The organism is Afipia sp. OHSU_II-C1 (assembly GCF_000497575.1).
Lineage (GTDB): Bacteria > Pseudomonadota > Alphaproteobacteria > Rhizobiales > Xanthobacteraceae > Afipia.
Window position 1 is genome coordinate 99,882 of sequence record NZ_APJI01000020.1, and the last position, 21,969, is coordinate 121,850.

A 21,969-nucleotide genomic window follows, 5' to 3' on the forward strand; every position below is an offset into this window, starting at 1 on the left:
GCGCGAGGTCATAGCGATTGTCCACATCCCTGCTCGCCTTCGCGCTGACATGCTTTGTCATCGAGATCACGCCCGGCCCGAACATGGCCTATCTTGCGGCGCTGTCGCTCTCGCAAGGCGTGCGGGCAGGCATCGCAGCCGTTGCCGGAATTGCACTCGGGCTCTCGGTTTATGGCGCAGCGGCCTCGCTCGGCCTCAGCGCGGTCATCGACAATTCGGCATTTCTCTATGAGACGCTGCGCTGGGGCGGTGTCGCTTATCTGCTCTGGCTTGCATGGGATGCGTGGGCGGCCGAGCGCGACGTCGCGCCGGAAGCCGTCGAGGGCGGGATAGGTCCGTGGACCGCGTTCCGGCGCGGACTGATCACCAACCTTCTCAATCCGAAGGCCGCGGTCTTCTATGTCGCCGTGCTGCCGGACTTCATCCAGATCGGCAAAGGCTCGGTGGCGGCGCAGACACTGATGCTGTCGGCGATCTACGTCGGCATCGCCACCGCGATCCATCTCATCATCGTTCTGCTGGCCTCGCAGCTTCAGAGTGTGATCGCCACACCCCGGCTGCGCCGTACGGTTCGCCGCGTCCTCGCCGTGCTGCTGGCTGCCATCGCCGTCTGGTTCGCGCTGAGCACGGGGCGAAACTGAGATTCGCATCGCCCTCACTTTCTTTGACCGGAGTTTGCTGATGCCGTCCTCCACAACCTTCCTCGCCTTCGCGCTGATCGCACTGACCATGGTGCTGACGCCGGGGCCGAACATGATCTATCTGATCTCGCGTTCGATCTCGCAGGGGACGATGGCGGGACTGATCTCGCTCGGCGGCGTCGCGCTCGGGTTTGTGTTCTACATGCTGTGCGCGGCCTTCGGCATCACAGCACTCCTGTTTGCCGTGCCTTACGCCTACGACGCACTCCGGTTCGCCGGCGCCGCCTACCTGCTGTGGCTTGCATGGCAGGCGATCCGGCCGAATGGCCGCTCACCGTTCGAAGTGACGAAGCTTGCCATCGACCGGCCGCGCAAGCTGTTCATGATGGGCCTGCTGACCAATCTGCTCAATCCGAAAGCCGCGGTGCTGTATCTCGCCCTGCTGCCGCAGTTCATCACGCCGGATCATGGCAGCGTGCTTGGACAATCCCTCGCGCTCGGCTTCACGCAGATCGCGATCAGCGTCGTAGTCAACGCCATGATTGCGCTCGCAGCCGGATCGATCGCGCAGTTCCTCGGCACCCGCCCCACCTGGCTCAAGCTGCAACGCTGGCTGATGGGCACGGTGCTCGCCGCCCTCGCCGTCCGGATGGCGCTGGAGTCGCGGCGCGGCTAACCCAGCTTCACCTCAAAGCCGCGCTTGACGCCCGGCCGCGCCATCATCGCCGCATACCAGCGCTTCACGTTCGGAAAATCCTCGAGCGCGACCTTGTGACGCTCATGTCGCCATGCCCAGCCGATGATCGCAAAGTCGGCGACCGAAATCCTGTCCGCGACAAATTCGCGCCCCTCGAGCCGGCGATCCAGCACGCCATAAAGCCGGCGTGTTTCCTTTGAAAATCGCTCGAGGCCGTAGCGCCGATCCTGCTCGTTTTCGAGTGCGATGAAATGATGCACCTGGCCGGGCATTGGCCCGAAGCCACCCATCTGCCACATCAGCCATTCCAGCACCGGAATGCGCTCGCCCAGATCCTTCGGCAGGAACCGTCCGGTCTTCTCGCCGAGATACAGCAGGATCGCGCCCGACTCGAAGATGCTGACCGGCCTGCCGTGCGGGCCGTCCGGATCGATGATGGCAGGAATCTTGTTGTTCGGGCTGATCTTGAGGAAAGCCGGCGCGAACTGCTCGTCCCTGGAGATGTTGATGGGATGCACCTTGTAGGGCAGACCCATTTCCTCGAGTGCAACGCTGATCTTGCGGCCGTTCGGCGTATTCCAGGCATAAAAGTCGATGGTCATTTGCCGCCTTTTGTTGGTCTTGCGCTGTTGACGGTGAGCGATCCGCTGTGGAATGTCCACGCCGCAAGCCGTAAAATCCGCGAAATTCCCCTTAGCTTGAAGAGATTGCCTTGTCCAAATCAGCGTCCCGCGCCCGCCTCGCCGACATCATCCGCAAGCGCTCGTTCGGGCGTGGAGAAATCACGCTGGCCTCCGGCCGCAAGAGCGATTTCTACTTCAACCTGAAGCCCACCATGCTCGACCCCGAAGGCGCGGCGCTGCTCGCCGAACTGTCGCTGGATGCGCTGAAGGACGACAAGATCGATTACATCGGCGGGCTTGAAATGGGCGCGGTGCCGATCGCAGGCGCGATCGCGCAGCTGTCATGGCTGAAAGGACATCCGATCGCCGCGTTCTTCGTGCGCAAGAAGCCGAAGGAACATGGCGCGCGACTCGCGGTCGAAGGCCTCGCCAAGGATGAAAGCCTCGCCGGCAAGCGCATTGTCATTGTCGAGGACGTCACCACCACCGGCGGCTCGGCGATCAAGGCGGTGGATGCGGTGAAGGATTCCGGCGGCGAGGTGGTGCTGGTGTTCACCATGATCGACCGGGACGAAGGCGCAACCGAAGCATTCGCCGAAGCCGGCATTCCGTTCCGCGCGCTCTACAAGGCGGGCGAATTTCTCAAGAGCTGACATCTGCGCCCTCGCCCTGCCTGCGGGAGCGAGGCGACGAGGAGGTATTTTTGACTGACACCAATGCGCGCCTGCCACGGGCTATCACCCGCCGCGCCCGCTTCGGGTTTGCTGCCGCCGCCCTCGCCCTTGCTCTGTTCCCCGCGCCGGCCTTCGCCGCCGAAGGACTGAATGGCGCGAAGCTCTCGATCCTCTGGGCGCTGCCGTTCGTCGGCATTCTTTTGTGCATTGCCACGGGTCCGGTGTTCTATCCCCATGTCTGGGAACATCACTACGGCAAGTTCACCGCGCTCTGGGCGGCGCTGATCGTCGTTCCACTGTTCGCCACCGCCGATGTTCACACCGTCACGACGACACTCGCGCACACGGCGCTGCTTGAATACATGCCGTTCATCCTGCTGCTGCTGGCGCTGTTTGTCGTCGCGGGCGGCATCTATCTCGAAGGCAACCTGCACGACAGCGTGTTCACCAACACCGTATTGCTCGCCGTCGGCGGGCTGATGGCCAGCGTCGTCGGCACGACAGGTGCCGCGATGATCCTGATCCGCCCCCTGATCCGCGCCAACGACGACCGGCGATACAACGCGCATGTCGTGGTGTTCTTTATTTTCCTCGTCGCCAATATCGGCGGCGCGCTGTCGCCGCTCGGCGACCCGCCGCTGTTTATCGGCTTCCTCAAGGGCGTCGATTTCTTCTGGACCACGAAACATCTGTGGCAGGAGACCCTGGTGGTCGGCGGGATCGTGCTCGCGATTTTCATGGTGATCGATCTTTACGTGCATCACCGCGAGGGCCGCTTCACCAAACTGAAAGACCCGACGCCGGACTCGCCGCTCAGGCTTCACGGCAAGATCAATCTCCTGCTGATCGCGGTCATCATCGCCGCCATCCTGATGAGCGCACAGTGGAAGCCCGGAATCTCCTTCCACATCGCCGACGTCGATCTCGAAATTCAGGACCTGCTGCGCGATGCGATCTTCGTCGTGGTTGCGATTGCCTCCATGGCGCTGACGCAAAAGTCGGACCGCGAGGCCAACGGGTTTTCGTGGGGACCGATCCAGGAAGTGGCGATCCTGTTCGCCGGCATTTTCATCTGCATCGTGCCGGTGATGGCGATGCTGCAGGCCGGGGCGCAAGGCCCGTTCGCCGCGCTGCTCGGCCTCGTCACCAACGCCGACGGCAGCAACAACGCCGCCGCCTATTTCTGGCTGACCGGTATCCTGTCGTCGTTCCTCGACAACGCGCCGACGTATCTCGTATTCTTCCAGCTCGCCGGCGGCGATCCGCAGGTTTTGATGGGAGTAAAGGCGGCGACACTGGCCGCGATTTCGTCCGGTGCGGTCTACATGGGCGCCAACACCTATATCGGCAACGCACCGAACTTCATGGTCTATGCCATCGCGCGGCAGGCCGGCGTGAAAATGCCGAGCTTTTTCGGCTATATGGTGTGGTCGATGCTGGTGCTGGTGCCGACTTTCGTGCTGGCGACGTTCCTGTTTTTCAGGCCGTGAGCGCGACCACCGTCTGCACAATTGTTCGGCGCAAAGCCGCTCCCTAACTCGGCGTTTACCATCACGCATTAAGGTCGTTGACGCTGCGGCATGAAGTTGCCGCAGGCGTCAGCGTTGCGTGAGTGGGGCAGTCCGTGTTGCGTACAGAGTTGCGTATTTCGCGCGTGCGGCGCCGCATGACGCTTGTTCTCACTGTCATGCTGGCAATGCCCGTGGCGCTTGCGCCCCACGCGGCCTCCGCCGGCATTTTCGATTTCCTGTTCGGCGGTGACAAGCCGCAGCGGCAGGAGCCTCAGCAGCAACAGCAGCCGAGCAATGCCTTTGCCGATCCGTTCGGCCTGTCCACACCCAATCCCGCGCCTGCGCCGTCGGCTTCCTCCGGCGGGCGCTTCACCACCTATTGCGTGCGGACCTGCGATGGCCGCTATTTCCCGCTGACGTCGCGCGGCAACGGCACGCCGGCACAGATGTGCCAGGCGTTCTGTCCGGCCAGCGCGACCAAGGTCTATTCAGGCAACAGCATCGACTACGCCGTCGGCAATATGGGCGAACGCTATGTCGATACGCCGAACGCCTTTGCCTATCGCAAGGCGCTGAAGGCGGATTGCACCTGCAACGGCCGCGATCCCGCAGGCCTCGCGCCGGTCGATCTGTCGCTCGACACCACATTGCGCCCCGGGGACATTGTCGCAACCTCGAACGGTCTTGTGGCCTACTCCGGCACCAGTTCCGCCAACGGCCAGATCGCGCAGTTCACGCCGGTGAACAATTATCCGGGCCTGACATCGGAGTTGCGCGCGCGGCTCGGGGAAATGAAAGTCGCGCCGGTCGCAGCTGAAATTCCGGAAGACACATACTCGTCACAGGATGTCACCGGATCGGTGCCTGAACCGAAATATGCCCAACCGATGGCGCCGGACGCCGTCATGCCGAAAGTCGCGCCGAAGCCTCGCGCGCGGATGTAAAAGAACTCACCGCCCGACAATGACGCCGATCACATTCGGCGCGGCGAGATACTTCTCTTCCATTTCCATCCGCGCCCGCGCCTTGATCTCCGGCGTCAGCAGGCCGCGATGTTCGGCCAGAATCATCCAGCAATAGCCCCACCAGTCGGCGAGAATGCCGGTGTCATCGACCAGATCGTAGCCGTGTTCGGCGGCGAAAATGCGCGCCCGCGCCTCGTCCAGCGAGTCGAGGAATTCATGATCCTTCAGCGAGAACAGATCGTCGCTGAAATCGTCGGTGGTGTAGCCCCACACCGACATGCAGACCGCGTTGAACTCGCGGTCGATATGATCGTCGTCCACCAGCCGCGTGCGGGCGGCGGCATGAAGACGGGAAAGCGTCCGGGCGAAGTCCGCGATGCGCGTCAGCGCCGTGTTGTCGAAAGCGATATTGGACATGTAGTCCTCAAGACCGATGACAGACCCTAGATGTGGTGGCCCGCAGGGACCGAATCACAATGATATATCAATGACTTGCTAAAGTGTTCTTAATTTGTTCCGAGATTGCAGTTTCCTCCGGGGAGATGATTTTCCGGGAACCCGACCAGCGCTACTATCGCACCGCTGATTCAGCGAAAGGGCGTCGACCATGTTCAGAAGCCTGATCCTTGTCGTTCTGCTGACGTTTGCCTCCACCACGGCGTCGAATGCCCAGATCGTTGCGCTCGGCGCCAGCAACACCGCCGGATACGGCGTCGGCGCATCGTCGGCCTTTCCAGCCGTCCTGCAGGAACTTCTGCGCGCGAAGGGCCGGCCGATGTCGGTGAGCAACGCGGGCATCAGCGGCGATACGACCGGCGGCATGCTGGCGCGATTGTCGAGCGCGGCGCCGGACGGAACCAGGATCGTCATCCTTCAGATCGGCGGCAACGATCGCCGGAAGGGTATCAGCGAAGCGGAAGCTGCGGCCAACAGGTCTGAAATCCGAAAGCGGCTGCATGCCCGCAGCATCCGCATCATCGAGGCTGACAGCTATGTATGGTCGGCTCTTCGCAGCGGGCTGCGGCAACCCGACGGAATTCATCTGACGGCAGATGGCCATCGCAAGGTCGCACAACAACTCGCTGCGTCCATCCGCTGACCGGCGATCCCCTCTTAAGGCACAACCATGATGGGGATCGAAGCGAGTTCATGAGAGAGCTTGCGCACGGCTTTTTCGGCTTCAGCCGGAAGCTGCTCCGGGCTGCAGCAGAATGGCACCTCCAGCCCCAATGACTTGCTGGCGTCGCTTTCCCACACCAATCCGACAAACGACTTCTTCGTCACGAAGTCGTGCGTGAGATTGGCGATCTTGATGCCGTCGATATCCGCCATCTGAACCTCCCGTTTTGAAGTCAGAATAGCACGCCTTGCGACTGGGTTATATTATGACGGCTCGGGCCCGAGTCCCTCTAGCGCCCGCCATTACCTCCCACGTCATTGAATCGCGCGGCAATCCTGCGAATACTTCCGGCAGCAAAGCCGGGAGCCCTCGATGCTTGAGAAGACGCCTGAGGCAACCGCCAATAAAACTTCGAACGCTATCCATCCGTTCGACCGCGCCACGCAGGCCGTCAATATGGACGGCCGCTGGCGCGGCACCGCGAGCGAGGATTACTTCGCATTCGTCGGCCCGTTTGGCGGCACCACCGCCGCGACCATGTTGCGCGCGATCATGGCGCAGCCGGAATGCACCGGCGATCCGCTGTCGGTGACGGTGAACCTGTGCGCGCCGGTGGCGCGCGGCACATTCGACCTGACTGCGCGGCTGATGAAAGCGACCCGCTCGACCCAGCACTGGATGATCGAGCTGTCGCAGGGCGGCGAGGTCGCGGCGTTCATGACCGCGGTGTTCGCAGTCCGTCGTCCGTCATGGTCGCACCAGCCCGCGCAGATGCCGCCCGCACCACCGTTCGACGCGATCGAACCGTTGCCGGACAGCGGCATCTCGCCGTGGGTGCGGCAATACCGGTTTCGTTTCGTCGAAGGCACGCCGGGCTACGGCAAGGGGCTGCGCGAGCCCCTCGGCAGCCCCTATTCGCGAATGTGGCTCAGCGACGCGCTGCCCCGGCGCATCGACTTTTTATCGCTGCTGTCGATGTGCGACACCTTCTTCGCGCGAATCTTTCATGTCCGCGGCGAGATCGTGCCGATCGGCACGGTGACCATGACGACCATGTTTCACGCCGATGCGGCGGATCTCGCGGCCGAAGACACCACCGTGGTGCTCGGCGCCGCCGACGCGAGGAGTTTTCACAAGAGTTTTAGCGACCAGACCGGCGAACTGTGGAGCCCGGGCGGACGCCTGCTCGCGACCACGTCGCAGACCGTCTACTTCAAGGCGTAAGCATCAGCGCGGATAGACCGGCGCGCAGACCGTCTGCCCGCCGGCCAGCCGCTCCACCGTGACGTCGACACCGTACACGGCCTTGAGCCGTGCGGCGGTGAGCACTTCAAGCGGCGTTCCCTGCGCAACGATCACACCGTCCTGCATCAGCGCGACGCGGCTCGCCACCGCGAAGGCCTGATCGGGATCGTGGGTGGAGAGAATGATCCCGGTGCCGCGCGCCGTGAGTTTGCGGATTTCAGCCAGCACCGCGACCTGATTGCCGAAGTCGAGACTGGCGGTCGGCTCATCCATCACGATCAGGGGCGCGGCCTGCGCCATCGCCCGCGCCACGATCACAAGCTGGCGCTGCCCGCCGGACAGTGTCGTCACCTCGCGCGACGCGAGCTCGGCGATGCCGAGTTCGGCAAGCGAGTCCTGTGCGATTTTCCGGTCTTCCTTCGTCGGCGCCGCGAACACGCCGCGATGCGCGACCCGGCCCATCAGCACCAGATCGGACGCGGTGTAGGGAAACGCCGTGTCCTGCGCCTGCGGCACATAGGCGATGCGGCGCGCAATCTCCGCGCGCGGCAGATCTGACAGCGCATCGTCGCCAAGTGACACGCGGCCGCCCTGTGCACGCAGCAGCCCGAGCAAAGTCTTGAACAGCGTGGTCTTGCCGCAGCCGTTCGGTCCGAGCAGACACAGCACCTCACCGGTCTCGACGGTCAGATTCAGATTCCGGCCAACAGGCCGCTCAGGATAACCGAATGCGAGATCGCGGGCGATGAGACGCATCACGACCACCCGTGCCGGCCGCGCCACAAGAGCCACAGGAAAAACGGCGCACCGACGACTGCGGTGAGGATGCCGAGCGGCACTTCAATGCGTCCCAGCGACCGCGCCAGCGTATCGACCAGCACGAGATAGCTCGCGCCCATCAGCATCGCCGCCGGCAGCAGCCGCTCGAAATTCGGGCCGACCAGCATCCGCGCGATGTGCGGGATCACCAGACCGACCCAGCCGATCACGCCGGAGATCGCCACCACACTGGCCGTGATCAGCGTCGCCGCCGCGATCACAACGACCCGCAAGCGACCGGATTCGACGCCGAGCGACTTGGCCTCCTCGTCGCCCAGGGACAGCACGTTGATCTGCCAGCGCAGCAGCACCAGCGGCACGAGGCCGATCGCGACCGCCGGCATGACATTCCACAGATCGCCCCCGCGCACGCTGGCGAGGCTGCCGAGCAGCCAGAACGTAATCGCAGGAAGCTGATCGTAAGGGTCGGCCAGAATTTTCAGCAGCGAGATCGCCGCGCCTGCCAGCGCGCCGACCACCACGCCGCCGAGCACAAGCACCAGAGTGGGATCGCGGCCGCGCACCGCGACTGCGATCAGATAGACGAGCCCCACCGTCGCTAGGCCGCCGCCGAAGGCAAGCATCTGGATCGCGAACACCGGCAGCGACAGGAAAATGCCGATCACCGCGCCGAGGCCCGCGCCTGCCGAGACGCCGAGCACATCGGGCGAGACCAGCGGATTGCGAAACAGCCCCTGATAGACGACGCCCGCGCCTGCGAGCGAAGCCCCGACGATCAAACCCGCCAGCACACGCGGACCGCGAATGCCGAACAGCACGCGCTGTTCGGCGGTCTGCGGCAGATCGCCCGACCATGCGTTCGATAGCGCGCGGAAAAAGCCGTCGAGCGTGACAGGAAATGCGCCGACGGTCAGACCGATCGCCGCGGCAGCAGCGGCCAGCACTGCGAGACCGGGAATGATCCAGGAGACTCGCGATGCCGCGCGCTGTGCCGTCATCGGCGTGCCGGAATTGACGGCGGCTTGCCGTCCGCCCATGCGATCAGCGTATCGAGATCGCTGTCCGCGACATCGACATGGTAGAACAGCCTGTAGAACGCGCGCGTGTCCTGCCGGATATCGAACGGAAAGCGCGCGCCGTGAAACAGATTGGCGAGCCAGCGCAGCCCGATCAGCCGGTTGATCGACGGCGGCCGGTCGATCCAGCCGAACGGCGCGGTCGGCGCGAGATAGACGCGGCCCTCTTTCACCGCCTTGAGGCCCTGCCACAGCGGATCGCCGCCCTTGGCGATCTTGTCGTGGAAGTTGCGATCCCATGTGATGATGACGTCGGGATTCCAGGCGAGGATCTGTTCGGGCGACACATTGGCGATGCCGCGACGCTGATCCTGCGCGTCGGCGACGTTGCGCCCTCCTGCGCGCTCGATGATCTCGGTGTTGATCGAGCCGCGAAGTCCTGTCTCCAGCCCATCCGGCCCGCGCGCGAGATAGACACGCGGACGCTGATCCTCCTCAATGCCCGCAAGCGTCGTGTCGAGGCTCTTGAACAAATCGTCAGAATACTTTGCAAGCGCCTCGCCGCGCTCCGGCACGCCAAAGATATTGCCGAGCAGCCGGAACGAGGACGCCGTCGATTCAAAGCGCCCGTCGATCAGCACATAGGGAATGCCGGTGCGCTGCTGCACGCTGTCGGCCAGCGATGCAAAAGTCTGCCGCACCGAACCGTAGTCCATGATCAGATCCGGCCTGATCTTCAGCACGGTCTCGACATTGGCGGTGTCGCCGCGTCCGGTGAGCAGGCCGACCTCCGGCAGATCGCGCTGGCGAGGTGCGATAAACGGACGCTCCTCGGCGCGAAGCGCGCGCGGCCAGCCCACCATGGTTTCGGCCCGCATCGCATAGACCACCACCGAGGCCGGGCCGCCGGCCGCAAACACCTTGTCGATACGATCCGGCAATTCGACGCTTCGACCGGCGGAATCCGTCACCGTGCGCGCGGCGCGCGCCGGCCGCGCCAGCAGCATCAGGCTGGCGCCGGCCACGAACGATCGCCGCTCAATGCGGATCATGGCTGCCTCAGTCGATGCCCACCATGACGTCGCTCGCCTTGACGATGGCGTAGACCTGCTTGCCGACTTCGAGATTCAACTCCTCAACCGAGGTCCTGGTGATGGCCGATGTCACGATAACGCCGCCGCCGATGTCGATCTTCACATGGCTGGTGGTGACGCCGTGGTCGATGGCGACGACCTTGCCCTTGAGCTGATTGCGCGCGCTGATCTTCATTCCGTGATCTCCGTGTGACGGGGCAACAAAAAGGGCGGCCCGTGAGCCGCCCTTTTATACGTCAAAACCGGTACGAAGGAACTCACTCCGCGGCGAGCTTGACCTCGGGAGCGGCGGCGCGGACGTCCGCGTCGACCTGCTTTTCGAACTGCTCGAAGTTCTTCTGGAACATGCCGACCAGCGCGCGCGCGGTCTTGTCGAACTCGGCCTTGTCCTTCCAGGTGTTGACCGGATCGAGAATGTCGGTCGGCACGCCTTCCAGCGCGGTCGGGACCGCGAAGCCGAAATACTTGTCGGTGCGGAACTGGGCGTTGCGCAGCGAGCCGTTCAGCGCTGCGGTCAGCAACGCACGGGTCACCTTGATCGGCATGCGGGTGCCGACGCCGTACTTGCCGCCGGTCCAGCCGGTGTTGACCACCCAGCAATCGACGTTGTGCTTGGCGATCAGCTCCTTCAGCAGCTTGCCGTATTCGGCGGGATCGCGCGGCAGGAACGGCGAGCCAAAGCAGGCCGAGAATTCCGGCACCGGCTCGTTGCCGAGGCCGCGCTCGGTGCCCGCGACCTTCGCGGTGTAGCCCGAGAGGAAGTGATACATCGCCTGCGCCGGGGTCAGCTTGGCGATCGGCGGCATCACGCCGAACGCGTCGGCGGCGAGCATCACCAGATTCTTCGGATGACCGGCGCGGCCGGTGCGCGAGGCATTCGGGATCGCTTCGAGCGGATAGGCCGAACGGGTGTTCTCGGTCTTGGAGCCGTCGTCGAAGTCAGGCTCGCGGGTGAGCGGATCGAGCACGACGTTTTCGAGCACGGCGCCGAAGCAGATGCTTGCGTCATAGATCGCGGGCTCAGCCTCACGCGACAGCTTGATGGTCTTGGCGTAGCAGCCGCCTTCGAAATTGAAGATTCCGTCCGGACCCCAGCCGGTCTCGTCGTCGCCGATCAGCGTGCGGTTCGGATCAGCGGAGAGCGTGGTCTTGCCGGTGCCGGAAAGACCGAAGAAAATCGCGCTGTCGCCGTTCGGGCCGACGTTGGCCGAGCAGTGCATCGGCATCACGCCCTGCGCAGGCAGGAAGTAGTTCAGCGTGGTGAACACCGACTTCTTCATTTCGCCGGCATACTGGCTGCCCGCGATCAGAACGATCTTGCGGGTGAAGTCGATGGCGACGACGTTCTCGGACTTGCAGCCATGGCGCTTCGGATCGGCGCGGAAGCTCGGAAGGTCGATGATGGTGAGTTCCGGCACGAAGCTCGCAAGCTCAGCCGTTTCAGGGCGGCGCAGCAGCGTGCGGATGAACAGCGAGTGCCACGCCATTTCGGTGAACACGCGCGTCTTGATCTGGAATTTCGGATCGGCGCCGCCGTAGAGATCCTGCGCGAAGAGGGTCATGCCTTCGCAGTGCTTGAGGAAGTCCTGATACAGGGCTTCGAACTGCTCTGAGGTGATCGACTGGTTGCCGCCCCACCACATGGTCTTGTCGGTGAGCGCATCGCGCACCGTGAACTTGTCTTTCGGCGAGCGCCCGGTGAAGACGCCGGTTTCCGCGACAAGCGCGCCGCCGGCGGACAGTTCGGCTTCATTGTTGCGCAGCGAATGCTCGTAAAGCGGCGCTGTGCCGAGATTCCAGTTCACCTGTTTGAGATTTTTGAAACCGAATTTGTCGGCGCCGAAGGCACCGTTGCGCACACCCGTCTCTTGCACTTTAAGAATCTCCCACAAAGACCGCGTATCGTTTCGCGCGGCTGTCGCCAAACGCCCCTGTCGCGGATGCCGGGGATCATAACTCCCGGGCCTCAATCCGGCGACTTATTAGTGGCCAACGCGCAGCTTGCCAAGTCGATCCGTCATATTGCGGTAAAGATCGCCGGGCCCTGCCGAAAACAGGTTGAATTTCACGGGCTTGCGAGGAGCGTGCCGCGGCGGGACAGGTATTCCGCGAGCCTGCCGCACTGCGGCAGAGCGCGGACGGCGCGGCGCGATGCCGCTGGAGGGCGCCTTGTTCCCCGCTCGGCGCGTCGCTGTAATCGCCCCCGCGTCTGCGCGGATTGCGCGCGGGAACGGCAACACCGGGAGTGTCGGATGCGGAAATCTTTGAGCGTTGTGTCGAGCGTGATGATGTTGGCGATGGCGGGGATGGCCCACGCCCAGGAGAAGAAAGTGATTTCGACACCGGATGCGCCGCAGGCGATCGGGCCGTACTCGCAGGCCATTCGCGCGGGCAAGACGGTGTATCTCGCCGGACAGATCTCAATCGATCCCAAGACCAAGCAGCTTGTCACCGGCACCATCGAAGAGCAGACCAAGCTGGTGCTGGAGAACCTGAAAGCCGTGCTCGCGGCCGACGGCCTGACAATGGATCACGTCGTCTCGACCAGCGTGTTTCTGAAAGACCTGAACGAGTTCGCAAAGATGAACGAGGTCTACGGCACCTATTTCAAGAATGCGCCGCCCGCTCGCGCCACAGTGGAAGTCGCACGCCTGCCGCGCGATGTGAAAGTCGAAATTTCCGCGATCGCCGTCCATCCGTAAGTCTGGACTGTGCGACCGGGCAGGCCGTTACACGCCGGCCCGCGCCTGTTCGGCCAGCTCCTTCAATGCCTTCCGCAGCGCGCCTGGCGTGGTGATCCGCTGCGGGAAATCGAGCCGGAGGGTGCGCCGGTCATCCTGCATGTCGAGGCCCTCGGGATCGCAGCCGGTGCAGCGCCATGCCCCCGCGCCGGCATCGAGCAGCTTCGTTGCATAGAGATTCATCGTGTCGGCGTGATCGGCATTCATGTGCGCGACGATGTCCGGCTCAGCTTCGAGCATGGCCTCGGCACCGGTGAGATCGGTCAGGAAATCCTTCGGTGCGATATCGACGATGCGGCCGAAGCCCGCCACCAGATGCACGTCCTTGGGCACAATGCGGAAAAACGAAAAGTCCTTGAAGCCGACGAAATCCTCAGCCGAGGGATGAGCCGCGAGATAGCGCCGCCGTGCCAGCTCAGCGTCGTCGCCCTGCACTTCCTCGGCGGCCCCGGCGAGCATGATGCGTGCGCCCTCCAGGGGATCGCCGGGCACGCGCTCGTCCAGCATCAGCGAAACCCGCGGATCGTTCAGAATATTCATGGTGTGGATCGCAAGCCGCGAGATCAGCAGGACCGGAGACCCGTCCGGCATTGATGCAACATTGACCAGTGAGCAATAGGGATCGCCGCTCCCGGGCATCAGCGTCGCCAGCGCCCCCTGACGACTGCGGCCAAGCAGCGAACGGGTCAGACGGGCCGGTTTGACGTGTACGGAGGGGTCCATGGATGGCCTGAATTCATTGGTTAACGGGGCTTTTTTCCGGCGATAAGGGGTTATTTCGGTGGGTTCCAAGTTTATATAGGGGCTCACGGTTCGCAATTCGTGCGCGCTGGGAACTCGGTCACATTTCAGCCCAGCTTGCATTGCTCGTTGGCACCCAAGCGAACGCCTTATTTCACGGCATCCGGTCTTGTCCGGTCAGTAAACAGTCGCCACGCCCGAAACTATCGATTTGGAAAGCAGGTCCATGCCCACAATCGCCCTGGTCGATGACGACCGCAACATTCTCACGTCGGTCTCGATCGCGCTGGAAGCCGAAGGCTACCGGATCATGACCTATACCGATGGCGCATCGGCGCTCGACGGCTTCAAGACAAGCCCGCCGGACCTTGCCATCCTCGACATCAAGATGCCGCGCATGGACGGCATGGAAACGCTGCGCCGGCTGCGCCAGAAGTCGGACCTGCCGGTGATCTTCCTCACCTCCAAGGACGAGGAAATCGATGAGCTGTTCGGCCTCAAGATGGGCGCCGACGATTTCATCCGCAAACCGTTCTCCCAGCGCCTGCTGGTCGAGCGCGTCAAGGCGGTGCTGCGCCGCGCGGTGCCGAAAGACGCCGCCGCCGCGCCGAAGGAAATGGACGCCAAGGCGCTCGAGCGCGGGCTGCTGCGCATGGACCCCGAACGCCACACCTGCACCTGGAAGAATGAACCGGTGACGCTCACCGTCACCGAATTCCTGATTCTTCAGGCGCTGGCGACGCGGCCCGGTGTGGTGAAGAGCCGCAACGCGCTCATGGATGCGGCCTATGACGATCAGGTCTATGTCGACGACCGCACCATCGACAGCCACATCAAGCGCCTGCGCAAGAAGTTCAAGGCCGCCGACGACGACTTCGAGATGATCGAAACCCTGTACGGCGTCGGCTATCGCTTCAAGGAAACCTGATCGTTCCGGCATGCGCCACGGACGGAACTGATCCGGCGACCGCGCCGTGTGACGGGTCGCTCGCATGCCGGTTGATTGCTATAATCGGCCGATCTCGAACCGAACAATCGGGCGTCTAGCCATTGCTTGATCGAACGCAGCATGACCGCGACGACGATGACGAAGCCAGTGCTCCGCCGCTTGCTCCGGTCGTCGACGCGCCTGCCGAATCGGCGGCCGAGACGACGAGCCGCGGCTGGCGCAGCCCGCTCGATCTGATCAAGCGCGCCGGGCGCTATTTCGCGGCGCTGACCTTCTCGAGCCTCACCCGCCGCATCGTCTCGCTCAACCTAATCGGCCTGTGCGCGATGCTGGCCGGCATCCTCTATCTGTCGCAATTCCGCGCCGGCCTGATCGACGCGCGCGCGCAAAGTCTCCTTGTGCAGGCCGAAATCATCTCGGGCGCGATCGCCGCCTCGGCCACGGTCGAGACCAACGCCATCACCGTCGACCCGGAACGTCTGCTGGATCTGAAGCCCGGTGAGACCTACGGCCCGAGCGACGAAACGCTGAGCAACATCGATTTCCCGATCAACCCCGAGCGTGTTGCGCCGGTGCTGCGGCGGCTGATTTCGCCGACCAAGACCCGCGCCCGCATTTACGATCGCGACGGCGTGCTGGTGCTCGACAGCCGCAACCTTTACGGCCGGGGCGACGTCATGCGCTTCGAACTGGCGCCGCCGAATGCCGAAAAGCCGGGCTTCGCCGAAAAGACCATGATCGCGATCCGCACCTGGCTCAACCGCGGCGACCTGCCGCTGTACCGCGAACTCGGACCGGAAAACGGCAACGGCTATCAGGAAGTCCAGCAGGCGCTCGACGGCCGCAAGGGCAGCATGGTGCGAATCAACGACCGCGGCGAAGTGATCGTCTCGGTGTCGGTGCCGGTGCAGCGTTTCCGCGCGGTCCACGGCGCGCTGATGCTCTCGACCCAGGGCGACGACATCGACCAGCTCGTGACCGCAGAGCGCCTCGCCATCCTCAAGGTGTTCGGCATCGCGGCAGGTGTGATGATCCTGCTGTCGCTGCTGCTCGCCTCGACCATTGCCGGTCCGATGCGCCGTCTCGCCGACAGCGCCGAGCGCGTCCGCCGCCGCATCAAGACCCGCGTCGAGATTCCGGACTTCACCTCGCGCGGCGACGAGATCGGCCATCTGTCGCGCGCACTGCGCGACATGACCGATGCGCTCTACAACCGCATCGAGGGCATCGAGCGCTTCGCCGCTGATGTCGCGCACGAACTGAAGAACCCGCTGACATCGATGCGCTCGGCAGTCGAGACGCTGCCGCTGGCGCGATCCGACGACAGCCGTTCGCGGCTCTTGGCTGTGATCGAACACGATGTGCGCAGGCTCGACCGCCTGATCTCCGACATTTCCGACGCCAGCCGTCTCGATGCCGAGTTGCAGCGGCAGGATGTCGAGCCGGTCGATATGCGCCGTCTGCTCAACACGCTGGTCTCGGTCGCCAATGAAACCCAGCACGGCACCGAGGTCACCGTCGAAGCGCGCTTCGAGGGCAAGCCCACCGACAGCTTCTCGGTGCCGGGACACGACTCGCGGCTCGGTCAGGTGATTTCGAATCTCCTGAGCAACGCGCAATCGTTCTCGCGTCCGGGCAGCAAGGTCCGCATCGTCTGCCGCCGCCTCAAATCCGAGATCGAGATCGTGATCGACGATGACGGCACCGGCATCCGGCCAGGCGCGCTCGAGAAAATCTTCGAGCGCTTCTACACCGACCGGCCGCATCAGGGCTTCGGCCAGAACTCCGGCCTCGGGCTCTCAATCTCCAAACAGATCGTGGAAGCCCATGGCGGACGCATCTGGGCGGAAAACCGCGCCGGTCCGCTCGATGCCGAAGGCGATGCCCGCATTGCCGGCGCCCGCTTCACGGTCCGGCTGCCCGCCATATGACGACGGGCGCCGATGCAAGCATCCATGCCTCCGCGGTGCTGGTCGGCGACCGCGCCGTCCTGATTCGCGGACCCTCAGGCTCCGGCAAGTCCCGGCTGGCGTTCGATCTGATCCTCGCCGGCCGCGCGGGACAGCTGCCCCTTACCACCCTGATCGGCGACGACCGGGTTCGCCTGACGGACCGCAGCGGCCGGCTGATCGTGCGGGGGGTGCCCGAACTGGCCGGAATGATCGAAATTCGCGGGCTCGGGATTCGGACCATCGATTTTGCCGCCGAGGCCGCCGTGGGGGTGGTGGTGGACCTCGATGCTACCGACGCCGAGCGCCTGCCGCCGCCAGAAGCCCTCAAAACCCTGGTTTCCGGGCTGGAAATCGCGCGAATCCCGGTGGCACGGGGGTATGGCGCTCTGCCCCTGGTTCTGGCATTCCTTACGACAGTTTAAGGTTTCAAAAGCGAACTCGCGACCTTCTGCTGATTGCTGGCGGCCCCTTGGTCGCCATATAAGCCATACCCTCGCCACTGAAGACGGCCAGCGCGGACACCTTTTTTAAGGGGGTACGCGGCAAGATCCCCCCTTGCGCCGGGGCTCTGGATGGTCAACATGTGGCCCTTTCGTGCGGTGCATCAAAAGCGCCCGCGAGGAGTTTTGGATGATTGGTCTAGTACTGGTGACCCACGGGCGTCTTGCCGACGAGTTCAAGGCCGCGCTTGAGCACGTGATGGGTCCGCAAAAACAAATCGAAGCGATCACGATTGGCGCCGAAGACGATGCCGATCTGTGTCGCAGCGATATTATCGAAGCCGTCAAGCGCGTGGACAGCGGCGATGGCGTTGCGATTCTTACCGACATGTTCGGCGGCACGCCGTCGAACCTCGCGATCTCCTGTATGAGCCGCCCGAAGGTCGAAGTGCTGGCCGGCATCAACCTGCCGATGCTGGTCAAGCTCGCCAAGGTGCGCGACGACAAGCCGCTGCCCGACGCGATCGCCGCCGCTCAGGAAGCCGGCCGCAAGTACGTGACGATCGCCAGCAGAGTGCTCGCCGGGAAATGAGCACCGCGCCGGAGCATACGTCTTCGTCTGCCGGCGTTATCGTCCGAGAACTTCCCATCATTAACAAGCGCGGCCTTCACGCGCGCGCTTCAGCGAAATTCGTCCAGACGGCGGAAAAGTTCGACGCCGAGCTGACCGTGACGCGCAACGGCGAAAGCGTCGGCGGCACCTCGATCATGGGCCTGATGATGCTCTCGGCCGGGATCGGCACCACGATCACCGTCGCCGCCAAGGGCCGCGAAGCCGAGGCCGCGATGAACGCCATCACCGAACTGCTCGCCAACAAGTTCGGCGAGGAAGAAGCAGGCTGATTCCACTTAAAGCTGCACCATCTCAGATGTCGTCCCCGCGAAGGCGGAGACCCATAACCACTCAGTCCACGGTTCGGAACAGGTAGCTGACATCTGTTCAGATCGAAGACGCAGGGAGTCTGGGTCCCCGCCTTCGCGGGGACGACCTGTGGAATAGATCGTGCGAAGCCTACTGATCGTCCTCTTCGTCCGGCCGTTCCGGAGCCACGATCCAGATCTTCCATTTCACCGCCGGGCCCGCCTTGCCGTGGAAATAGCGCCGTGAGGTAAGATCGACGCGCTCCGCGTTCGGCGCGTTCTCGGCCATCCATGCCTCGCACTTGTGAAGCTCGAGATCCTTGGTGTCGCAGATGCCGATGAAGCCGAGCCGCTTTGCCGCGTCGAGACTGGTGAGGCCCGAGCCCCAGACCTCGCGCGGCGTCAGCGGCGCCGGATGGTCGGGGCTGTAGAATGTCAGCGGCGCGCCGATTTCAGTGGTGCCCGCGACCACGGCCCAGCGTTTGTTGAAGCGCGCGCGCCACGCCTCGGTCAGTTGCAGCGCGAACTCGGATTTCGGCGCGAACGGAACGCCAGCATCGCCATCGCGCCGCACGGTCTGCGCCGCGATGATCGGCGAGATCAGCAGCATGACGAGGGTGAACGACAGCCACATCAGCATCAGCCGGATCAGCGCCATCTGCGTGACGCGCAGCGCAGGCAGCGCGACCAGCGCCAGCGGCACCAGGAAGAACAGCGAAATCCCCCAGTCGGTCTTCATGTAGATGCCGAACACTACGGCGGCGACCGGCGGCACCAGGGCGACGATGATCTGGATGATCCAGATGTTGCGCGCCTGCGTCAGGTACACGCCGGAATTGGGCCCGCGCATCCACGGGCGAACCGCTGAATCGGCGAACTCGCGAAAGACGCCCTTGGTGCGGATCGATTTCCACCATTGCAGCTTCCACGCCAGCGCGATGGCGGCGAACGCCACCGGCAGCAGCAGCAGGCCGAGATTGTGCACCAGATAGATCGACGCCAGCCGCAGCGTGGTGCCGAACGTCCGCCCGCTATAGACATCGTCGGCGTAGATCAGCGGCGCAAAATCCACCTGCTTCAGCCACCACAGATGCGGCAGCATGCCCACGAAGCACGCGGCGAATGCCACCCACGGCGCCGGCGAGCGCAAGAAGCGCATCCGATCCGGATGAATCAGCGCCGCCAGACCGGCGGCGCCGATCATGGTCAGCACCCAGTATTTGGTCATCAGCGCCAGCGCCGCGGCAAGCCCGAGCCAGACGCCGGACATCCATGTCCGCTTCTGGAACGCGTCGAGATAGGCCAGCACGAACAATGGCAGCGTCACGAGCTGCAACAGGTCCGGATTGTACTTGAAGCCCTTGAAGGTGAGGACCGGATAGAGCGCCAGCATCGCCACCGTGAACATCGCGCGGCGATGATCGACCACGCGCACCGCGATCAGCCAGCAGAGTACAAGACCGATGCCGGTCACCGTCATCGCCAGCGCATAGGTCGCCCAGTCGGTGACGGGGAAAATCCGGAACCAGACGCCCGCGATCCATCCCGCCAGCGGCGGATGCTTGCCGTAGCCGAGCAGGAATTTCTGGCCCCAGGCATAGGCCTCGGCGACATCCATGTGGACGTCCTGCGCGGCCTTCAGTGCGGTGAGGATGATGGTCCAGAGCAGCGCATGGGCCACCGCGAAGCCGATGACGAACTTGAGCGACGTCGCCGGATCGTGGGCGGCGGCCGCGATCCAGGCCGCCACGCGGCGCGTGACCGGCACATGGCGCAACCGTGCCTTCTGGCGGGATCGCAGTCCGGTGCGCGGGCCGGGATTTTTTCCGGTTCGGCGGCCTATCTCGGTCGAAGAAGCATCGGACATTCCAGTGACCCGTGTCGGCTGTGATTGCTGGTGTTTGCTAGCAGCGCCAAGCCCGCGACGGCAACAGCAAATCATTGCGATTTCTGCGGAAGTACGCCGCGGAACAGCCCAATTTTGTTGCCGCTTTGCAGCCCGGATGCTATCCCGCGCCCATGACAACGAGCCCTATCTCCAACGTCCGCAACTTCTCCATCGTCGCCCATATCGACCATGGCAAGTCCACCCTCGCCGACCGGCTGATCCAGACCACCGGCGGACTGGAGGCGCGCGAGATGAAGGAGCAGGTGCTCGATTCCATGGACATCGAGCGCGAGCGCGGCATCACCATCAAGGCGCAGACCGTCCGCCTCAACTACAAGGCCAAGGACGGCAAGACCTACATCTTCAACCTGATGGACACGCCCGGCCACGTCGACTTCGCCTATGAGGTCTCGCGCTCGCTGGCGGCATGCGAAGGCGCGCTGCTGGTGGTCGACGCCTCACAGGGCGTCGAAGCGCAGACGCTTGCCAACGTCTATCACGCGCTCGACGCCAATCTCGAAATCGTGCCGGTGCTGAACAAGGTCGACCTTCCCGCCGCCGAACCCGAACAGGTCAAGCAGCAGATCGAGGACGTGATCGGCATCGACGCTTCCGAAGCGGTGATGATCTCGGCGAAGACCGGCCTCGGCATTCCCGACGTGCTGGAAGCCATTGTCACCCGCCTGCCGCCGCCGAAGGGCGACCGCGACGCGACGCTGAAGGCGCTGCTGGTCGACTCTTGGTACGACGTCTATCTCGGCGTCGTGGTTCTGGTCCGCGTTGTCGACGGCGTCCTGAAGAAGGGCCAGCGCGTGCGCATGATGGGCACGGGCGCCGCCTACGACGTCGAGCGCGTCGGCTACTTCACACCGAAGATGGTCAATGTCGACGAACTCGGCCCCGGCGAGATCGGTTTCATCACCGCGGCGATCAAGGAAGTTGCCGATACCCGCGTCGGCGACACCATCACCGACGACCGCAAGCCGATCACCGAAATGCTGCCGGGCTTCAAGCCCGCCGTGCCGGTGGTGTTCTGCGGCCTCTTCCCGGTGGACGCCGACGATTTCGAGACGCTGCGCGCCGCCATGGGCAAGCTGCGGCTCAATGACGCAAGCTTCTCGTTCGAGATGGAGACCAGCGCGGCGTTGGGTTTTGGCTTCCGCTGCGGCTTCCTCGGCCTGCTGCATCTGGAAATCATCCAGGAGCGCCTCTCCCGCGAGTTCAATCTCAACCTGATCGCGACGGCGCCCAGCGTCATCTACAAGATGCACCTCAACAACGGCAGCGAGATCGAGATTCACAATCCGATCGACATGCCGGATGTGACGCAGATCAAGGAAATCGAGGAGCCGTGGATCGAGGCCACTATCCTCACGCCAGACGAATATCTCGGCAGCGTGCTCAAGCTCTGTCAGGAGCGGCGGGGCAACCAGAAGGAACTGACTTACGTCGGCGCCCGCGCCATGGTGAAATACGAACTGCCGCTCAATGAAGTGGTGTTCGATTTCTACGATCGCCTGAAATCGGTCTCGAAGGGCTATGCCTCGTTCGACTATCACCTGACCGACTACAAGCCGGCGGATCTCGTGAAGATGCAGATCCTCGTCAACAACGAGCCGGTGGACGCGCTCTCCATGCTGGTCCATCGCACCCGCGCCGAAGGCCGCGGCCGCGCCATGGTCGAGAAGATGAAAGAGCTGATCCCGCCGCACATGTTCCAGATTCCGATCCAGGCGGCGATCGGCGGCAAGGTGATCGCGCGCGAGACCGTGCGCGCGCTGCGCAAGGACGTGACCGCGAAGTGCTACGGCGGCGACATCACGCGCAAGCGCAAACTTCTGGAGAAACAGAAGGAAGGCAAGAAGAAGATGCGGCAGTTCGGCAAGGTCGACATCCCGCAGGAAGCGTTCATCGCCGCGCTGAAGGTGGATAGCTGAGTTAAACTCGCTACCGTTGCACTATTGATGTTGT

24 protein-coding genes are annotated in these 21,969 nt (G+C 63.7%); 14 read left to right on the top strand and 10 right to left on the bottom strand.

Annotation, left to right across the window (positions count from 1 at the left end; translation table 11 throughout):
* Window positions 1-17: 17 nt before the first annotated feature.
* Both I554_RS0121255 and I554_RS0121260 read left to right on the top strand, forming a co-directional pair.
* On the top strand, window positions 18-641 hold the full coding sequence (locus I554_RS0121255) for a LysE family translocator (RefSeq protein ID WP_024574455.1): 624 nt from the start codon (window positions 18-20) through the stop codon (window positions 639-641).
* 40 nt (window positions 642-681) lie between these two features.
* Window positions 682-1,317, top strand: a complete 636-nt coding sequence (locus I554_RS0121260; RefSeq protein ID WP_024574456.1) for a LysE family translocator — start codon at window positions 682-684, stop codon at window positions 1,315-1,317.
* Here the strand turns inward: I554_RS0121260 and I554_RS0121265 are convergent.
* Entirely contained in the window at window positions 1,314-1,940 is a 627-nt protein-coding gene (locus I554_RS0121265) for a glutathione S-transferase family protein (protein ID WP_024574457.1), read from the bottom strand. The genes I554_RS0121260 and I554_RS0121265 overlap by 4 nt on opposite strands.
* Before the next feature lie 110 nt (window positions 1,941-2,050).
* On the opposite strand from I554_RS0121265, the gene pyrE reads away from it, so the two are divergent.
* The 3 genes from pyrE (at window position 2,051) to I554_RS0121280 (ending at window position 5,090) form a co-directional block, all read left to right on the top strand.
* The gene (gene pyrE / locus I554_RS0121270) at window positions 2,051-2,614 is read left to right on the top strand and encodes an orotate phosphoribosyltransferase (protein WP_024574458.1); all 564 of its coding nucleotides are present in this window, start codon (window positions 2,051-2,053) and stop codon (window positions 2,612-2,614) included.
* 83 nt (window positions 2,615-2,697) lie between these two features.
* Window positions 2,698-4,125: a sodium:proton antiporter gene (locus tag I554_RS0121275; RefSeq protein ID WP_034461792.1), complete on the top strand. Its 1,428-nt coding sequence runs from the start codon at window positions 2,698-2,700 to the stop codon at window positions 4,123-4,125.
* A 176-nt stretch (window positions 4,126-4,301) separates the two neighbouring features.
* Complete coding sequence (locus I554_RS0121280; RefSeq protein WP_029659795.1) at window positions 4,302-5,090, top strand: DUF2865 domain-containing protein; 789 nt, start codon at window positions 4,302-4,304, stop codon at window positions 5,088-5,090.
* A 6-nt stretch (window positions 5,091-5,096) separates the two neighbouring features.
* On the opposite strand, the gene I554_RS0121285 is transcribed toward I554_RS0121280, so the two are convergent.
* Entirely contained in the window at window positions 5,097-5,528 is a 432-nt protein-coding gene (locus I554_RS0121285; RefSeq protein ID WP_006022353.1) for a hypothetical protein, read from the bottom strand.
* A 190-nt stretch (window positions 5,529-5,718) separates the two neighbouring features.
* Here I554_RS0121285 and I554_RS0121290 point away from each other — a divergent pair, with 190 nt between their 5' ends.
* Window positions 5,719-6,210 (top strand): GDSL-type esterase/lipase family protein, encoded by a 492-nt coding sequence (locus tag I554_RS0121290; RefSeq protein ID WP_024574461.1) that lies wholly within the window; start codon window positions 5,719-5,721, stop codon window positions 6,208-6,210.
* Window positions 6,211-6,224: 14 nt separating this feature from the next.
* Here the strand turns inward: I554_RS0121290 and I554_RS0121295 are convergent, their stop codons facing one another.
* Window positions 6,225-6,443 (bottom strand): hypothetical protein, encoded by a 219-nt coding sequence (locus I554_RS0121295; protein ID WP_024574462.1) that lies wholly within the window; start codon window positions 6,441-6,443, stop codon window positions 6,225-6,227.
* A gap of 160 nt (window positions 6,444-6,603) precedes the next feature.
* Between I554_RS0121295 and I554_RS0121300 the strand changes: the two genes are divergently transcribed.
* Complete coding sequence (locus I554_RS0121300) at window positions 6,604-7,455, top strand: thioesterase family protein (protein WP_024574463.1); 852 nt, start codon at window positions 6,604-6,606, stop codon at window positions 7,453-7,455.
* A gap of 3 nt (window positions 7,456-7,458) precedes the next feature.
* Here I554_RS0121300 and I554_RS0121305 read toward each other — a convergent pair whose 3' ends face one another.
* The 5 genes from I554_RS0121305 to I554_RS0121325 form a co-directional block, all read right to left on the bottom strand.
* Window positions 7,459-8,232 carry an ABC transporter ATP-binding protein gene (locus tag I554_RS0121305; protein WP_024574464.1) on the bottom strand — a complete coding sequence of 258 codons (774 nt, stop codon included), beginning with the start codon at window positions 8,230-8,232 and terminating at the stop codon, window positions 7,459-7,461.
* Entirely contained in the window at window positions 8,232-9,293 is a 1,062-nt protein-coding gene (locus I554_RS0121310) for an iron ABC transporter permease (RefSeq protein ID WP_024574465.1), read from the bottom strand. Before I554_RS0121310 ends, I554_RS0121305 begins: the two co-directional genes overlap by 1 nt.
* Window positions 9,251-10,324, bottom strand: coding sequence for an iron ABC transporter substrate-binding protein (locus I554_RS0121315; RefSeq protein WP_024574466.1), 1,074 nt, complete (start codon window positions 10,322-10,324; stop codon window positions 9,251-9,253). The genes I554_RS0121310 and I554_RS0121315 overlap by 43 nt, the downstream gene beginning before the upstream one ends.
* 7 nt (window positions 10,325-10,331) lie before the next feature.
* Window positions 10,332-10,541, bottom strand: coding sequence for a TOBE domain-containing protein (locus I554_RS0121320; protein ID WP_024574467.1), 210 nt, complete (start codon window positions 10,539-10,541; stop codon window positions 10,332-10,334).
* 82 nt (window positions 10,542-10,623) lie between these two features.
* A complete protein-coding gene (locus tag I554_RS0121325) occupies window positions 10,624-12,240 on the bottom strand; it encodes a phosphoenolpyruvate carboxykinase (protein WP_024574468.1) in 1,617 nt (538 codons plus the stop codon).
* Between the two features lie 432 nt (window positions 12,241-12,672).
* On the opposite strand from I554_RS0121325, the gene I554_RS0121335 reads away from it, so the two are divergent.
* Window positions 12,673-13,068: a RidA family protein gene (locus I554_RS0121335; RefSeq protein ID WP_029659792.1), complete on the top strand. Its 396-nt coding sequence runs from the start codon at window positions 12,673-12,675 to the stop codon at window positions 13,066-13,068.
* Window positions 13,069-13,095: 27 nt separating this feature from the next.
* On the opposite strand, the gene I554_RS0121340 is transcribed toward I554_RS0121335, so the two are convergent.
* Window positions 13,096-13,830 (bottom strand): DUF2470 domain-containing protein, encoded by a 735-nt coding sequence (locus tag I554_RS0121340; protein ID WP_024574471.1) that lies wholly within the window; start codon window positions 13,828-13,830, stop codon window positions 13,096-13,098.
* A 244-nt stretch (window positions 13,831-14,074) separates the two neighbouring features.
* On the opposite strand from I554_RS0121340, the gene I554_RS0121345 reads away from it, so the two are divergent.
* From I554_RS0121345 to I554_RS0121365, 5 genes are all read left to right on the top strand, one after another.
* Complete coding sequence (locus I554_RS0121345) at window positions 14,075-14,776, top strand: response regulator transcription factor (RefSeq protein WP_024574472.1); 702 nt, start codon at window positions 14,075-14,077, stop codon at window positions 14,774-14,776.
* 122 nt (window positions 14,777-14,898) lie between these two features.
* Window positions 14,899-16,728, top strand: coding sequence for a sensor histidine kinase (locus I554_RS0121350; protein ID WP_024574473.1), 1,830 nt, complete (start codon window positions 14,899-14,901; stop codon window positions 16,726-16,728).
* On the top strand, window positions 16,725-17,171 hold the full coding sequence (locus I554_RS0121355) for a serine kinase (RefSeq protein ID WP_024574474.1): 447 nt from the start codon (window positions 16,725-16,727) through the stop codon (window positions 17,169-17,171). The genes I554_RS0121350 and I554_RS0121355 overlap by 4 nt, the downstream gene beginning before the upstream one ends.
* A gap of 208 nt (window positions 17,172-17,379) precedes the next feature.
* Window positions 17,380-17,781 carry a PTS sugar transporter subunit IIA gene (locus I554_RS0121360; protein ID WP_002713595.1) on the top strand — a complete coding sequence of 134 codons (402 nt, stop codon included), beginning with the start codon at window positions 17,380-17,382 and terminating at the stop codon, window positions 17,779-17,781.
* Window positions 17,778-18,092: an HPr family phosphocarrier protein gene (locus tag I554_RS0121365; RefSeq protein WP_024574475.1), complete on the top strand. Its 315-nt coding sequence runs from the start codon at window positions 17,778-17,780 to the stop codon at window positions 18,090-18,092. Before I554_RS0121360 ends, I554_RS0121365 begins: the two co-directional genes overlap by 4 nt.
* A gap of 169 nt (window positions 18,093-18,261) precedes the next feature.
* On the opposite strand, the gene I554_RS0121370 is transcribed toward I554_RS0121365, so the two are convergent.
* Window positions 18,262-19,977 (bottom strand): glycosyltransferase family 39 protein, encoded by a 1,716-nt coding sequence (locus I554_RS0121370; RefSeq protein WP_024574476.1) that lies wholly within the window; start codon window positions 19,975-19,977, stop codon window positions 18,262-18,264.
* Window positions 19,978-20,129: 152 nt separating this feature from the next.
* Here I554_RS0121370 and lepA point away from each other — a divergent pair, with 152 nt between their 5' ends.
* Window positions 20,130-21,935: a translation elongation factor 4 gene (gene lepA, locus I554_RS0121375; protein ID WP_024574477.1), complete on the top strand. Its 1,806-nt coding sequence runs from the start codon at window positions 20,130-20,132 to the stop codon at window positions 21,933-21,935.
* The last annotated feature ends 34 nt before the right edge of the window (window positions 21,936-21,969 follow it).

What these genes read in the sequence shown, in the direction of transcription:
- I554_RS0121335 (WP_029659792.1), top strand. Translation starts at nt 12,673, where the DNA reads ATGGCCCACGCCCAGGAGAAGAAAGTGATTTCGACACCGGATGCGCCG.
- I554_RS0121280 (WP_029659795.1), top strand. Translation starts at nt 4,302, where the DNA reads ATGACGCTTGTTCTCACTGTCATGCTGGCAATGCCCGTGGCGCTTGCG.
- I554_RS0121285 (WP_006022353.1), bottom strand. Translation starts at nt 5,528, where the DNA reads ATGTCCAATATCGCTTTCGACAACACGGCGCTGACGCGCATCGCGGAC.
- I554_RS0121295 (WP_024574462.1), bottom strand. Translation starts at nt 6,443, where the DNA reads ATGGCGGATATCGACGGCATCAAGATCGCCAATCTCACGCACGACTTC.
- I554_RS0121310 (WP_024574465.1), bottom strand. Translation starts at nt 9,293, where the DNA reads ATGGGCGGACGGCAAGCCGCCGTCAATTCCGGCACGCCGATGACGGCA.
- I554_RS0121305 (WP_024574464.1), bottom strand. Translation starts at nt 8,232, where the DNA reads ATGCGTCTCATCGCCCGCGATCTCGCATTCGGTTATCCTGAGCGGCCT.
- I554_RS0121300 (WP_024574463.1), top strand. Translation starts at nt 6,604, where the DNA reads ATGCTTGAGAAGACGCCTGAGGCAACCGCCAATAAAACTTCGAACGCT.
- I554_RS0121260 (WP_024574456.1), top strand. Translation starts at nt 682, where the DNA reads ATGCCGTCCTCCACAACCTTCCTCGCCTTCGCGCTGATCGCACTGACC.
- I554_RS0121370 (WP_024574476.1), bottom strand. Translation starts at nt 19,977, where the DNA reads ATGTCCGATGCTTCTTCGACCGAGATAGGCCGCCGAACCGGAAAAAAT.
- I554_RS0121360 (WP_002713595.1), top strand. Translation starts at nt 17,380, where the DNA reads ATGATTGGTCTAGTACTGGTGACCCACGGGCGTCTTGCCGACGAGTTC.
- I554_RS0121315 (WP_024574466.1), bottom strand. Translation starts at nt 10,324, where the DNA reads ATGATCCGCATTGAGCGGCGATCGTTCGTGGCCGGCGCCAGCCTGATG.
- I554_RS0121340 (WP_024574471.1), bottom strand. Translation starts at nt 13,830, where the DNA reads ATGGACCCCTCCGTACACGTCAAACCGGCCCGTCTGACCCGTTCGCTG.
- lepA (WP_024574477.1), top strand. Translation starts at nt 20,130, where the DNA reads ATGACAACGAGCCCTATCTCCAACGTCCGCAACTTCTCCATCGTCGCC.
- I554_RS0121290 (WP_024574461.1), top strand. Translation starts at nt 5,719, where the DNA reads ATGTTCAGAAGCCTGATCCTTGTCGTTCTGCTGACGTTTGCCTCCACC.
- I554_RS0121355 (WP_024574474.1), top strand. Translation starts at nt 16,725, where the DNA reads ATGACGACGGGCGCCGATGCAAGCATCCATGCCTCCGCGGTGCTGGTC.
- I554_RS0121365 (WP_024574475.1), top strand. Translation starts at nt 17,778, where the DNA reads ATGAGCACCGCGCCGGAGCATACGTCTTCGTCTGCCGGCGTTATCGTC.
- I554_RS0121345 (WP_024574472.1), top strand. Translation starts at nt 14,075, where the DNA reads ATGCCCACAATCGCCCTGGTCGATGACGACCGCAACATTCTCACGTCG.
- I554_RS0121320 (WP_024574467.1), bottom strand. Translation starts at nt 10,541, where the DNA reads ATGAAGATCAGCGCGCGCAATCAGCTCAAGGGCAAGGTCGTCGCCATC.
- I554_RS0121265 (WP_024574457.1), bottom strand. Translation starts at nt 1,940, where the DNA reads ATGACCATCGACTTTTATGCCTGGAATACGCCGAACGGCCGCAAGATC.